Annotated in this window: 10 protein-coding genes and 1 pseudogene; 6 read left to right on the forward strand and 5 right to left on the reverse strand. The window is 41.3% G+C overall.

Features of this window, described 5'->3' with window-relative positions:
* Positions 1-269: 269 nt before the first annotated feature.
* Positions 270-1,778 carry a BamA/TamA family outer membrane protein gene (locus LC653_RS40595; RefSeq protein ID WP_229500971.1) on the reverse strand — a complete coding sequence of 503 codons (1,509 nt, stop codon included), beginning with the start codon at positions 1,776-1,778 and terminating at the stop codon, positions 270-272.
* A 376-nt stretch (positions 1,779-2,154) separates the two neighbouring features.
* Here LC653_RS40595 and LC653_RS40600 point away from each other — a divergent pair, with 376 nt between their 5' ends.
* From LC653_RS40600 to LC653_RS47675, 4 genes and pseudogenes are all read left to right on the forward strand, one after another.
* Complete coding sequence (locus tag LC653_RS40600; RefSeq protein ID WP_229500972.1) at positions 2,155-3,174, forward strand: beta-1,6-N-acetylglucosaminyltransferase; 1,020 nt, start codon at positions 2,155-2,157, stop codon at positions 3,172-3,174.
* A gap of 32 nt (positions 3,175-3,206) precedes the next feature.
* Positions 3,207-4,304 carry a Gfo/Idh/MocA family protein gene (locus LC653_RS40605; protein WP_229500973.1) on the forward strand — a complete coding sequence of 366 codons (1,098 nt, stop codon included), beginning with the start codon at positions 3,207-3,209 and terminating at the stop codon, positions 4,302-4,304.
* 7 nt (positions 4,305-4,311) lie between these two features.
* Positions 4,312-4,557, forward strand: a pseudogene (locus tag LC653_RS40610) (HNH endonuclease).
* A gap of 36 nt (positions 4,558-4,593) precedes the next feature.
* A complete protein-coding gene (locus LC653_RS47675) occupies positions 4,594-4,839 on the forward strand; it encodes a hypothetical protein (RefSeq protein WP_229500974.1) in 246 nt (81 codons plus the stop codon).
* 761 nt (positions 4,840-5,600) lie between these two features.
* Here LC653_RS47675 and LC653_RS40620 read toward each other — a convergent pair.
* Positions 5,601-8,372 carry a DUF3536 domain-containing protein gene (locus tag LC653_RS40620; protein ID WP_229500975.1) on the reverse strand — a complete coding sequence of 924 codons (2,772 nt, stop codon included), beginning with the start codon at positions 8,370-8,372 and terminating at the stop codon, positions 5,601-5,603.
* 593 nt (positions 8,373-8,965) lie between these two features.
* Between LC653_RS40620 and cax the strand changes: the two genes are divergently transcribed.
* The gene (gene cax / locus LC653_RS40625) at positions 8,966-10,057 is read left to right on the forward strand and encodes a calcium/proton exchanger (RefSeq protein ID WP_229500976.1); all 1,092 of its coding nucleotides are present in this window, start codon (positions 8,966-8,968) and stop codon (positions 10,055-10,057) included.
* 285 nt (positions 10,058-10,342) lie between these two features.
* On the forward strand, positions 10,343-11,539 hold the full coding sequence (locus tag LC653_RS40630) for a serine/threonine-protein kinase (RefSeq protein WP_229500977.1): 1,197 nt from the start codon (positions 10,343-10,345) through the stop codon (positions 11,537-11,539).
* Between the two features lie 147 nt (positions 11,540-11,686).
* Here LC653_RS40630 and LC653_RS46580 read toward each other — a convergent pair whose 3' ends face one another.
* The 3 genes from LC653_RS46580 to LC653_RS40640 form a co-directional block, all read right to left on the reverse strand.
* Positions 11,687-11,821: a hypothetical protein gene (locus tag LC653_RS46580; RefSeq protein WP_267923404.1), complete on the reverse strand. Its 135-nt coding sequence runs from the start codon at positions 11,819-11,821 to the stop codon at positions 11,687-11,689.
* Between the two features lie 362 nt (positions 11,822-12,183).
* Complete coding sequence (locus LC653_RS40635) at positions 12,184-13,065, reverse strand: phosphate ABC transporter substrate-binding protein (RefSeq protein WP_229500978.1); 882 nt, start codon at positions 13,063-13,065, stop codon at positions 12,184-12,186.
* Between the two features lie 6 nt (positions 13,066-13,071).
* Positions 13,072-13,785 carry a PspA/IM30 family protein gene (locus LC653_RS40640; protein ID WP_229483768.1) on the reverse strand — a complete coding sequence of 238 codons (714 nt, stop codon included), beginning with the start codon at positions 13,783-13,785 and terminating at the stop codon, positions 13,072-13,074.
* Between the last annotated feature and the right edge of the window lie 350 nt (positions 13,786-14,135).

The raw sequence follows: 14,135 nt of genomic DNA on the forward strand, positions 1-14,135 counted from the left end.
GTAACTCCACCACGTAAAGAAGCATCTGTTGCTGTTTAATACCTTAGATTATTCATACTTTTGCTAAGTCTCTGATTAACTCAGCCCTGCTGGGTCATTTTGTATAGCTTAGTCTAAACTCCAGTTAGCAGGGGGAGAAAGAAAAATATTATCTGAGTAAATTGGATAATTTATTTTCTGGAAGTCCCTTAACGCATAGGCGCTTCTCTACGAGACGCTACGCGAACGCCTTCTTGCAGGGTAGGAACGCAGAGTAAAAACTAATGGGATTAAAATCGCTGACCTGTGGTAACTTCAAATCTAACTTCTCCTTGGTCGCTAATACCTAAGTCGCCTCGAATCAGCCCAAAGGATGACTTGACTCGCAATCCTAAGCCGTAACCAAAGCCACTTCCAGGTTTGTCTCGCAGCACTCCTGGTTCTCCTAGCACGGTTTCGCTAGAACCGAAATCTGAGGCGAGGTCAGTAAAGAGAACTCCTCCGATTGACTGTAAAATTGGAAAACGATATTCAACCGAAGCTAAACCATAACTGCGGCCACTGGCAACTTTACCATAACCGTAACCTCTGACAGAATCTAGCCCACCAATATTAAAGGCATCAGCTGGGGGAAAGTCTCCAATAGTCGTACCAATTTGTAAATTAATCGCCAACATTTCTGGATTGTCGGTTAGTCTACCATTCCCTATCCAACTGACTGGTAAATATTGAATATAGTCTCCCTGTAGACGGTTGCTGGAAATATTACCCAATCCAATGGGTATCGCTTGTTCTGTGCTGAGGGTAAGGATTGATCCTTGAGTCGGATTGTCTTTGCGATCGCGTTGATCTCTAGATACAGCAAATGATACTGTAAATAAGTCATCAATGCCAGTACCGCTCACAGATAGAGGACTCCCTAATCTATCGACCTGTGCAACGTTATATTCTTGATCGCGTAGGCTAATCCGGGTATAGTTGAGAGCCACTGATGTATCCCACTCATCAAAAGCTCCTAAAAGTCCCACAGAACCCCCAAACCTTCCCTCGCGCACTTTGTTGCCGTTAGACAATCTGATATCTTCATTGAAGGTTCCCGATATATTTCGACTACGAAAACCTCTAATGCTATAGCCTAAGCGGTTTGGTTCTCCAGGACGATAAAGACTAGTGAATTGACCATTAAACTGGATATCTTCACTGCTGAACTGCACAGTTGTATCTAATTTATCGTTAATACCGCTAATATTTGCATCTTTGTAACCTACTCGACCGTATAGCCCAACATCATCGTTATTTCCGCCTCCTAAGATTAGAGAAGGGAAGCCACGCTCTTTGATTTTATAAATGATATTAATGCTAGAAACATCTTCTTCTCGATTAACATTTACTTGATTAAATGACTCTAATCTCCTCAATCGTTGCAAGTCTGCTTGAAGTAAATCTTCATGGAATACCTGACCAGGTTTGAGTCTCAGCAAACCAATGATAAAATCTGTCTGAGTCCGCCCTTTGATTGGCTGACCTTTGTCATCAAGCAACTCACCTTTGTCATTAATAAAACGAATTTGGATGTCTTTAACAACTTTTTGCGAAAATTCAAGAGTTTGGTTATCTCCTGAAGTGACTCCTATATAATCACCATATTTGGCATACTCTCCTATATGGATCGTAGCTTCTGGCGAGACAATACTACTAGACCCATCCTGAGTAGAAGATTGCAAGTCTGCAAGGGCCTCTAGATTTTTCCCACCCACTAACATTACTGCGATCGCAACTACAGTTATTTGAACTCGCATATTGAAAATCCGTTAGTGTTATTAAGTTTACAACATAGAGCGGATCTCTTGTGCGTAAGTTCTATATGAACCTTGCTATTGGGTATCCCAAAAGACGCTTGCTTGTGCCAGTACTCAGTATAAACTGTCAGGCTGTTTTCAGATTGCGACGCCGAATAGCCCGTCGTAGACATCGCTCAAATTGATCAAGTCCTCAAAGTTTAGAAATTGCGCTGCTGCCAGAAAAAGGTATAGTCTGGGAAATAGAACCTCTTTCCGAATACTATAGCAATCCTAAATCATTTGTGAAAATTTCTGTTGATTCTTCTCTCTGTGTTCTCTGCGCCTCTGTGGTTCGATTAAAAAGTAATTTCCACAACTCAGATAGGATTACTATATGACAGAGGAATACTCAGGTTTTAAGCTCTTATTTGGCTTTTTTATAGACAATTACAATAGGGAAGGGAAGGGAAGGAAACAAATTTATTTATATTACAACATAATTTTTATGAGAATAGCATATATAATTTTAGCACATAATTATCCTGAACAATTGCGGCGTCTTATTTCTAAATTGAATAAAGATGATGTTTCATTTTTTATACACATAGATAAAAAAGCAGATAGCACAATATATCATCAAATATTTACTCAACTTCAGGAGTTACCGAATGTATTTTTCCTCAAGAGATATAATTCAGGATGGGGAAGTTTTGATATTGTAAGAGCTACTTTAGAAGGTATAAATTCAATAGTAGAAACAGGTCTTAACTTTGATTATGTTATAAATTTATCAGGGCAAGACTATTTGATAAAATCAAATGCATATATCAAGATGTTTCTACAAAACAATCAAGGGAAAGAATTTATAGAACATTTCCCACTACCTTGTAGTAAATGGAGAGGCGGCGGCTTAAGAAGAATAGAGTATTGGCACATCCGTTGGAATGATAAATATTTTTGTATTCCCGAAAAACAAAAATTTCAATCTCCTATTGCATCTTTATTATATTCATTTTTTATTTTATTTCTAGCTAAAAAACGTAAACTTCCTGAAGGCTTTGCTATTTATGGAGGTTCTCAATTTTGGTGTTTAACAGGAGAATGTGTAAAATGGATAAACATTTTTTTAAAGCAAAACCCCAAGTTTGTTAAGCGCTTTAATTACACGTTTTGTACAGATGAGTTATTTTTTCAAACACTTATTTTAAATTCACCTTTTAAAGATAAGGTAGTTAACGATCACATGAGATATATAGATTGGGCTGATGCTAATGCCTATCATCCAAAAATTTTAGAGAAACAGGATTTTGAAAAAATCAGGCAATCAGAAAAATTATTCGCTAGAAAGTTTGATGTAAGTAAAGACTCGGATATATTAGATATGATAGACAAAATGATATTATTAAATAAATAGGAAATTATATAAGTATAGGAGTAAATGATGATATGATTGGGATTGCGATCGCAGGCACTGGATTTGGTCAAAAGGTACACATCCCTGGATTCCAAGCACATCCTCGCACTGAGGTAGTTGCTGTTTATCATCGAGATATAAATAAAGCTAAAGCTATAGCAGAATCCCATAATATCCCCCACGCCTCCGACTCACTTACAGATATTGTGGCATTACCAGAAGTGCAAGCAGTTAGCATCTCGACGCCGCCTTTTTTGCACTATGAAATGGCAAAAACAGTATTGCAAGCTGAGAAACATTTGTTATTGGAAAAACCGACAACTTTAAATGCAGTTGAGGCTAAAGAACTTTATCACTTAGCTAAAGCAAAAGGTGTGATTGCGACTGTAGATTTTGAATTTCGCTTTGTACCAGGATGGCAGTTATTTGCTGAATTATTGTCAGAAGATTATGTGGGTAAGTTGCGCCTAATTAAAATTGATTGGTTGGGTTCTTCTCGTGCTGATACTTCACGCCCTTGGAATTGGTATTCTGATAAGGAGAAAGGAGGCGGTGCATTGGGATCTTTGGGTTCCCACGCCTTCGATTATATTCACTGGTTATTCGGGCCAGTCCGTAGATTAAACGCCCATTTAACTACTGCTATTCCTACACGAGTTGACCCTGTTAGTGGGGATTCAAAACCAGTGGATACAGATGACAACTGTATATTAACGCTGGAATTAGCGAATGGTACACCTTGTCAACTTTCTATCAGTGCGGTTGTTCATGCACCAAGAACCCATTGGGTAGAAGTATATGGCGATCGCGGTACATTAATTGTGGGTAGTGAAAATCAAAAAGATTATATACATGGTTTTCGTGTTTGGGGTTCTCAGCCAGGTAAACCTCTAACGGAAATAGAAATACCAAATCGGTTAATTTTTCCGAAAAATTATGCTGATGGTCGCATTTCGGCATTTATCCGCGTAGTAGACCAATGGTTGCAGGGAATTGATCGCAATCAGGAAATTATACCATCGCTGCAAGAAGGAATTTATTCTCAGTTGTTGATGGATTTATCCCATGAATCTCATCAAAAAGCAAGTTGGATAGATGTACCCAGCTTGGAAGAATTTCTTAGCAACTAGAAATAAAATGAGCAAAACTCCCCGTATTCGTATCCCGCCGGAAGTAAAGAATTATGTTTTTCAACGTGACAAATATCAATGTCAAAGCTGCGGTAAAATTACTATAGAAACTAATCTTAGTATCGACCATATTATTCCCCTCGCCCGTAGCGGTCAACATGATATCAGCAATTTATAAACCCTCTGTTTAACCTGTAATCAGCAGAAAACAGATAATATTGATCCCCGATTCCGGCGATATTTTCAGCTTTAGGTTAGGATCGGATGAGCTATTAGTTTCTGATTATCTATGCCTCAAAATCACAATAGCAATTCCCTAAGATTTCTCAATATTAGAACTACGATTCTCTACCTCTTCGCTGTCATAGCTATTTTAGTAGTAGCCTTTCCCTGGCTATATGAGATTAAAACGAAAGCTGGGATCGATATATCACCTGGACGCCATGCAGGAACCTTTTTTGAGAAACGTACCCACGGACTCTTCAGGTGTGAGTGGCTTTATCCCTACCATTGCGATCGCTCTCAGATTAAATAAAGGAAATCAAAATAATTTGTAATTCGTAATGACGCTCCTACGGACGCTCGTTGCTCTCTACGAGACGCTACGCGAACGCTACCGCTTCGCTAACGCTGCGCTAACGTAATTCGTAATTAAGTTTTGTAATGGGGATTTTAACCCCACCGCAAAACTTGTCGCTTGTTAGAAGCGAGGGAATTAGACCCCTCAAAATGTTAACTCAGAACTTGCATCAGTCCCGACGACTGCCTCAGAATGAATTCTGAGGCTTATAGCTAAAGTCTTCTTTAGAAGACTGAGTAAGGGTTCATTCGTGAGAGGTTAAGGTCAAATACCATTTGTCAATAAGGAATAGTACTTAAAATATTGCCAAAATCGGGGTTAGAAACAGAATTTTTAATCGGGCGATGCCTACGGCGGGCTACGCCTACGCGTCATCTTGATACGCATCATTTATTCTTAACACATAATTTCAGTACAAAAGTTAATTTAATACCTCGCCTTTTGCCAAATTTTAAGCATAATTTCTAATTGACAAAAGTAAGATTATCTTAAACTCTCACCGATGGTAAGGGTTGTAGTCCACGCTTAGTGGACTTGCACTATTAGCCTGAGAATTTATTCTCAGGCGGGATAGGCAGGTGCAAGATATAACTTAAAAACAAAAGGGGAAAATTTTCCCCTTCTCTCTGTGCGATATTTTTACCCCAACTGAATTACAGCAATTTTCATAAATAGACCACACGGTAGGGTAACACAGCTGTGCTACCCTACTACATCTATCCCAACTGACTTGAGATCATACTGACATCAACGGCTAACTTTTTGCCCAACTTGAGCAACTGAAGACACTGATTATCTGCTTCATTATCAAGGCTAGTGATACACACCGGCGCTATCTGACTGTGCAGACAACTAAAGTATAGTTCCTGCGATCGCTGTAGGGAAACATCTATATTTAGTTGATCCCCGACATCAATCAATCGTTCCAATAGTTGGATATCTGCATTAAAACTACCATTGGCATCGTGCAACAATTGCCAAAGCGATCGCGCAATTAACTGTTCTAACATTTGCTTACCGTCGGGAATATTCAGCCGACAACGCAGATGTTTTGCTTCAGTAGCGATCGCCTCCAATTCTAAGATGTGACTCCAACTCTTTTGGGGATCAGCGATATCTTGCTCAAGCGATCGCAATGTCATCAGACAGCGATGCCCTAAAGCAATATCTGCTGCAACCTGCAATTCTTGCGGTACTGCTATTTCATCTCGATGAAACGCCATCAGCACACCATAATTATCACGGTATGCTTGGGTATACAACTGTCCTAAACGTGTCAGTGTTTCCTCACTAAGCAGCCGCATAATCCGGTGGCGTTCTTCAGCAAATAGATTCTGTAAGTTGAAAGCTTCTTCGCCAAATAGCTGTGTCATCGCCAAGATGGTATGAGCCGCGCTAGCTTGTTTTAGCGCCCCAAACAGCTTTTCTTTTAATTGGCTGTAGTTACGCCGCCCAGTAAATTGTTGAATGCAGCAGTGGAAATCCCAGCCTCCCAAATGCAGAACCGCAAATATCAAATGCTCACTTTCCCAAGTAATCTCTGATACCAGCTTTAAATTTCCTATAGCCAGAGTTAGCGATCCCATGCGTTGCAGTTGGTAATCTAGCTCATTGGCAGCATAGCAATAAACCTTTTTGTGGTAACGCTGAGATTGTTTGTCAGCAGCATCTTTTTTCGGTAGGGAATTGTGCGCCTCTGCTGGTTTCTGATTGGTAAATAGGGAAGTAATAGCGTAATGGGCTGCTACTTGCTTAAAGCCAAGCTGGGCAGTTAACACGAGTTGCCGATAAATTTCCGCACCATGTTTGAACTGATCCACATTACTGGGGGCTAAACCAAGACGTTTGACGAAGCCTTTTTCTAACTGCACACCAGCCACATCGCCTGCCAATTCCAAAGCACGGGCGGCATAGCGCAGAATTTGTGTCCCCTCTGGACGGGAAATTTCTTCAAAAAACCAACCACAACTAGTGAACATCAACAAAGCGTGACGCTGCATTTCTAACAAGCGCAAAGCGTCTACTTGTTCTGCTGCGGTTAGTTTGTGGGTTTGATGACGGGCGAGGAAACGGTTGACATTGGTAGCAGAGCGATCGCGCATTACTTGGATATATTCATCTCGTGCTAGCCAGGGATCACGAAATAACTGTCTACCATGTTCTGCATACACCTCAGTTAGCTGATCCCGCAGCCAATTTAGGGAATCCCGCAAGGGACGACGCCATTTCTGATGCCAAACACCACCTTCCCCACCGCAACCACAGTTATCTTCCCATCTGCCGACACCGTGGGCGCAACTCCAGGCTGTGACTGACTTCAATTCCACTTCCCAACTGGGAGAATTTAAGCTCAGGTAGTGGGCGAAGTTCGTTACTGTCCAACCCTGTTGGGGAAACTCTTTGGTAAAGGCGTAGGCTAAAGTTTTCTCAGTTCCCTTTTTGTGATGTCCGAAGGTTTCCCCATCTGTCGCCACAGAAATCAACTGTGCTAGACGATGATCCCCACGCACCGCCGAACCGATACGTCCGGCAAAGTGACTGGAATTATAAACGACATCACTAAAACCCATATCCCGCGATATCGGGCCATCGTAGAAGAAGATATCAATGTAGGGGCGAGAGACGCGATTAATCGCGTCTGTACTAGGGAGTGGGGAGTGGTTAGTATCACCATTCCCTACTCCCAATTCCCTACTCCCCTCATTGATCGCACTCAGAGGTGAAGATGAAGTATCTAATGTGGGCTTCAAATAACAACGGTAGGGACGCGTAGAATCAATCTGACTACCGCCGACTTCGATCCATTCAGGATGGGGATGATCTGGAGTGGGGAGGGGACGGCAACGCAGTGCTTGAGATGGTGCAAGGACAATGAAGCGAATACCCTCAGCAACTAGGGCTTCTAAGGTTGCGTAGTCTACAGCAGTTTCTGCTAGCCACATGCCTTCGGGATCGCGTCCAAAGCGGGAGCGGAAGTCTTCTTTACCCCAGCGAATTTGGGTATATTTGTCGCGTTCATTCGCCAGAGGCATGATGATGTGATTGTATACTTGCGCGATCGCATTACCGTGACCATGCAAGCGATCGCTACTCTTGGCATCCGCCTCTAAAATGCGCTGATAAACCTCCACATCGTAGCGTTCTAGCCACGACATCAGCGTTGGCCCGATATTAAAACTGAAATACTCATAATTGTTGACGATCCCCACCACTTCGCCTTGGTCATTTAAGACTCTGGCAAAGGCATTTGGACGATAGCATTCCCAATGAATCCGCTCATTCCAGTCATGGCTCGGTGCAGCGCTCGGTTGGCGTTCAATTGCGTCCAGATAAGGGTTTTCCCTTGGTGGCTGGTAAAAATGACCATGCACCGTCACATAAACACCATTAGCCTTTCTCAGGGGATCGGTTTCTTTTGTGTTATTTGGATCTGAATGTAATGTTAACGTTGAGCCAGAGCTAGCTGGCATTTCAGCAGCAGAAGTCATGTATATTTATCCAAAACAAAAAACTTGCAGTTGCACCGAAAACATTGTGCGTAAACCTTTCTACAATAGTTTTTACACAAAATCCGGTATAAACGACAACTATAGAATCCAACTAAATTTTGACAAAGCTGTTTTATTGTATTGGGAAATCTGCATTCTCGCACAGCCCTTTCCCTGAAGGCTTAAAGTAATTAGCCATTGAACAAAGCCTGAGTTAGGGGTTTTTTCTTCTTGGGCGCTAATCAAAATTTTAATTGTCTTTTAATAATTAAACCCCATTTTTGATGTAAAATTTTGGCTCACATTCATACTTTTGCAACAAAAGATTACAAAAACTCATTATATCGCAATCTTATTTTACATACACAGTTGTGAACTGAAAACAGTACAATTTCTGAATTGCTCTACAGGTGGTTGAGAGTATCCTATGGGAGTGCTGAGTTAAAAGTGAGGAGTGAGGAGTGAGGAGTTAGAAGTGAAGAGTGAAGAGTGATTAGAAGTTTTACTGATAACTCATAACTCATAACTCATAACTCATAACTCATAACTCCTAACTCATAACTCCGTAGGATACCCTCAACCCAAGACAACAAATGTCAACTAAAAACATTATTCTTCTGGTTTTATTACTATTTATCCCAGTTTCCCTAGCAGCCCACTTTCTGGAGTGGGGAGAATTGATAGTTTTCATTACAGCTGGATTAGCAATTCTGCCCTTAGCAGCTTGGATGGGTACAGCCACAGAAGAAATTGCTGTTGTAGTGGGGCCATCATTGGGGGGTTTGTTGAACGCCACCTTTGGCAATGCTACGGAACTAATTATCGCCTTAGTAGCGTTGAATGCTGGATTAATAGATGTAGTCAAAGCCAGTATCACGGGATCAATTATTAGCAACTTATTACTGGTGATGGGTTTTTCCATGCTTTTGGGGGGACTACGCTACAAAGAACAGACATTTCAGCCAATTGTGGCGCGGGTAAATGCTGCTTCGATGAATTTGGCAGTGATTGCCATTTTGATGCCAACGGCGATGAATTATACCTCTCAAGGAATTAATCAAGAAACACTGCAAAATTTTTCTATTGCTGTTGCTGTGGTGTTAATTCTGGTTTATGCCCTAACACTGCTATTTTCAATGAAAACCCACTCCTATCTATATGATGTGGGTGTAGCAGAGACAGAAGAAGAGGAAACCCCTCATGCTAAACCAAATATGATGTTGTGGGTTGGCGTACTGCTAGTATGTACCTTACTAGTGGCAATTGAATCAGAAATGTTGGTCGATTCTCTGGAAGTGGCCACATCTGAGCTAGGTTTGACGGCGCTGTTTACAGGGGTAATTTTGGTTCCCATCGTCGGTAACGCGGCTGAACACGCCACAGCAGTCACCGTAGCGATGAAAAATAAGATGGATCTTTCCCTTTCGGTAGCTGTGGGATCAAGTATGCAGATTGCCCTATTTGTTGCACCTGTGTTGGTGATAGCAGGGCGGGTATTAGGTAAACCAATGGATTTGGATTTCAAACCCTTTGAATTAGTAGCTGTGGTTGTGTCAGTGTTGATTGCGAACAGTATTAGTTCTGATGGGAAGTCCAATTGGCTGGAAGGCACTTTATTATTAGCTGCCTATACAGTGTTGGGGTTCGCCTTCTACTTCCATCCAGTTATGGAAGGTATGAGGTAGTACCGCAAGGCGGAAGTCAAAAGGAGCCAGTGCGCCCTTGCGGCTCTGCCGACTTGTTCGCTCTTAGCGTTCCCGCTCTTTAGCAACTGGCTCTCAAAAGTCACGCATCTTTGTATATCAAGGCTTTTGCAAGTTTTAAAATGGTAGCTTGATTTCCGCAGCGCTGTACTAGTTAGTAGTGGGTAGGCGTAGCTCGTCGTAGACATCGCTCATAGTTTAACCCATTCGCGGAAGTCCCCACCCTCAACGCCAGTAAAATAAAGAGATATAAGAGCGATCGCCTGTATGAGCTACTGCCTTAATCCCCATTGTCCCAAGCCTGAAAATCCTAATGATGTCAAGTTTTGCCGGACTTGCGGTTCCAAGTTACTCCTCAAAGAACGTTACCGTGCTATAAAACCAATCGGACAAGGTGGTTTTGGCAAAACCTTCTTAGCTGTGGATGAAGATAAACCTTCAAAACCACGCTGCGTAATTAAGCAATTTTATCCCCAATCTCAAGGCACTAACACTCTTGCCAAAGCCGTAGAGTTATTTAACCAAGAAGCGGTGCAGTTAGATGAATTGGGCAAACATCCCCAAATTCCTGAACTACTGGCATATTTTACCCAAGAAGACCGGCAGTATCTTGTACAAGAATTTATCGACGGGCAAAACTTAGCTCAGGAATTAGCACATAGAGGTGCTTTCAATGAAATACAAATCCGGCAACTATTAAATGATTTATTGTCAGTTTTGCAATTTTGTCACGCTAGACACGTAATTCACCGCGATATTAAACCAGAAAATATTATTCGTCGATCCCCCCTCAGTCCCCCCTTGAAAAAGGGGGAAGAAAATGTTGCCCCCCTTAACAAGGGGGGTTGGGGGGATCTAGTTTTAGTAGATTTTGGTGCTGCTAAATCTGCCACTGGTACTGCCTTAAATAAAACTGGTACAAGTATTGGTAGTCCAGAATATGTTGCTCCTGAACAAATGAGAGGTAGGGCTATTTTCGCCAGCGATATTTACAGCTTGGGTGCTACTTGTATTAATTTATTAACCCAGCGATCGCCCTTCGATTCTTATGATACCAACAACGATACTTGGGTTTGGCAGCAATACTTGAAAACTCCCGTCAGTAATCAGTTTAGCCGCATTCTCAACAAGATGTTAGAAAGTATTCCAATTCGGCGTTATCAAACAGTAGATGAAGTTCTCAAAGATTTAAATCAACAGTCGCAAGTAGCAGCCACGCCAGCGATTGCACCAAAAGCTATCTTTCAATCGCCACCCAATTATCCACCCACATTTGTATCACCATCTCCTAGTCAAATTGATCAAGAACTAGAGGAAATGAAAACCCAATTTTTGGGTAGCAACAAACCTCAACCAAATAAAATACAACCACCAAAGCCCACATCTGGGCCTTCTAGTACAAACAAAATAGATGAAGAATTAGAAGAGTTAAAAGCCAAATATCTTGGTAATAACAATCCTTAAAATTATTAGCCTAGATTCTTTTATCTTCAGAGTGATTAAAGAGGGTTAATTAAGTCCAGACCGTAGGTATAAGCTCTAGCACATTTAATTGGCATATAGAAGGCGGGCAAGATGCCCGCACCACAAGAGTTATGTTTAATTATAACTTCAGTTGAATGGGTATAGCTTTTTAGCAACTTGTTTGTGCTTGTCAACTATTTCAGCAGCATCTTTAATAGTTTCTCGTATCTCTTTCGGCACTGGACATTCTCGTTTTGGTTTTTTATTTTCTTGTTCGCTCATGAGATTCTCCTTTGGTTATACATCCCTATTTATGTATTCGCCTTATTTTAGTAAATGCAAAATACGGCTACTTAATAAATATATTTAAGATTTGTTGCCAGATTCAACTGTAAATTTACTAGTGAAGATATAAATTTTACTTAAACATTCCATAGCAGTTTGGCTTAAGTTTTAAAAGAATACTGAGAATCAAAACCTCATCAAGTGAGGCTTATATATTAAAAATTTACTACGTTAGTCAAAAACCATAAACTGCGTAGGTTGGGTTGAACGAAGTGAAACCCAACAAACCACCGAAAAGAAATGTTGGGTTTCGTTCCTCAACCCAACCTACAATTATCGTTAATTGTCCTCTAGATTAATTAATTCTCCAGTATCATAGCTTGCTGCCCTTGAGGCGAAGTTGCATAGCCTAAGAAAGCTTGAACTCCAGGGCTAGCAGGGTTTTTATAGACATAAAACAGTTGCCGTTGGTAGGGATAACCACTTGCATCAGGAGTCAATCCATCAATTGGAATAAATTGCACTGTTTGTTGATTGGCAACCTGTGCAAAGGTTGCATAGCCGATGCCATCAGTTCCTAAAGCTTGGAGTAGAGGAGTTGTCGCATCTCGTGGTAGTGTTGCAATGTTTGATGTTGTGCCAAAATTAGCTCCCTTCAACACCATTTCCTGAAATGCTTGATGCGTTCCACTAATTGCCGGTCGATTAATGACTCGGATAGTTCCACTGTTACCACCTACGGCTGACCAGTTGTTAATTTTGCCCTGAAAAATATCTGCTACTTGGGTGCTGGTTAATCCTTGATTAAAAGGATTTGCTTTGCCAACCACAAGCGCGATCGCATCTTTTGTCACAGATACCGCCATCAATCCCTGACTTTGTTCTTGTGCAGTTAGCGATCGCGATACCGCCGCAATATCTACTCTACCTGCTACTAGATCCGCGATCCCATTTTGAGAACCATTAGCACTAGTGACAACATTTGTACCAGGAAACTGCCTCTCAAAAGCTCTTTTGAGATTTTGGTTAATTGTCACCATGCTCGTAGAACCGTCTATTCTCACAGTAGTACCGCTTGGTACTGAACTTGGGGGCGAAAAAGTCGAATTACCAGCAGAGGGTGTGTTAACTGGAGGGGTAACATTACCTGGTCTGACTACAAAGAACCAGTAACCACCACCGATTAAAGCTAGAAAAATCAGGATAAAAACAATTGGAGGAGGAGCGCTTTTTTGACTCATAACTTTTTACTCTGGTAGTTTTTCAAGACTCGATTCACTTAACATTTGCAAACGACGAGAAACTTCATCATCTACAGTCATGCGTTCTATTTCAGCCTGGAGTTTTTCAGTTGGATTTTCAGAGATTTCAGCTAAAGCACCTGTCTGTAAATTTCGGCGCTCAACTGCACTTTTAGCTTTTTCAAAGTCACTTTTCGCCGAACCAATATCAAATTCATTATTGACTTTGGCAATCATCGCTAGTGCTTCATTCACCTCTGACATATCTTTCATATTTTGCATATCGGCTTTGTAGGTTTCTAGCTTCATACGCTCACGGTTCAGCTTGTCTTTGGAAGCATTCACAGATGTTTCAGCTTGCTTGACCATTTCCTCTAATTTGGGCAAAATCTGCTCTGTTTGAATTGCCTTAGCCATTGCCATCCTTGCTGCCTCTGGATTACCACTGCGCTGGGCAATATTTGCTTGCTGCTCCAAAGTCCGTAATTCTTTAACTTTTGTCTCGTATTTATTTTTGGCTGTTTTGTAAGAACCTTCTTGCATAGCAACAGCTTGAGCTAGCTTTTGTACCGATTCTTGCATTGATTGCAGTGATTCTTCAGCTACGGCTACAGCCACCTTACCACCAGATTCAACAGGCATTCCCCATAGCCAATTCCAAGTACCAACTATGGTTCTTCCTGCTTTTTCACCCATTAACCAGTACATAGCTTTTTTCATATATCACAGCTATCTCACTAAGATCGGATACGGCAAGTTTTATCCTTGCGACTCTTATTAAACTCACATCCAATATTTTTAGTTTTATGAAATAACTGAGTACGAATAGCACGAAAATAAACAGACCTCTTGCATAAATCAAAAATAAAGAACCCTACCCCGCATTTGAGTAAACTTACGCTCCCCTCCCGAAGAGCTCTTAGGGGTTGGGGGTGGGGTGTTAGGGACTGGAGTTTAGACTAAGCTATACAAAATGACCCAGCAGGGCTGAGTTAATCAGAGACTTAGCAAAAGTATGAATAATCTAAGGTATTAAACAGCAACAGATGCTTCTTTACGTGGTGGAGTTA

It is taken from the genome of Nostoc mirabile CHAB5784 (assembly GCF_020829645.1).
Taxonomy (GTDB): domain Bacteria; phylum Cyanobacteriota; class Cyanobacteriia; order Cyanobacteriales; family Nostocaceae; genus Nostoc; species Nostoc mirabile.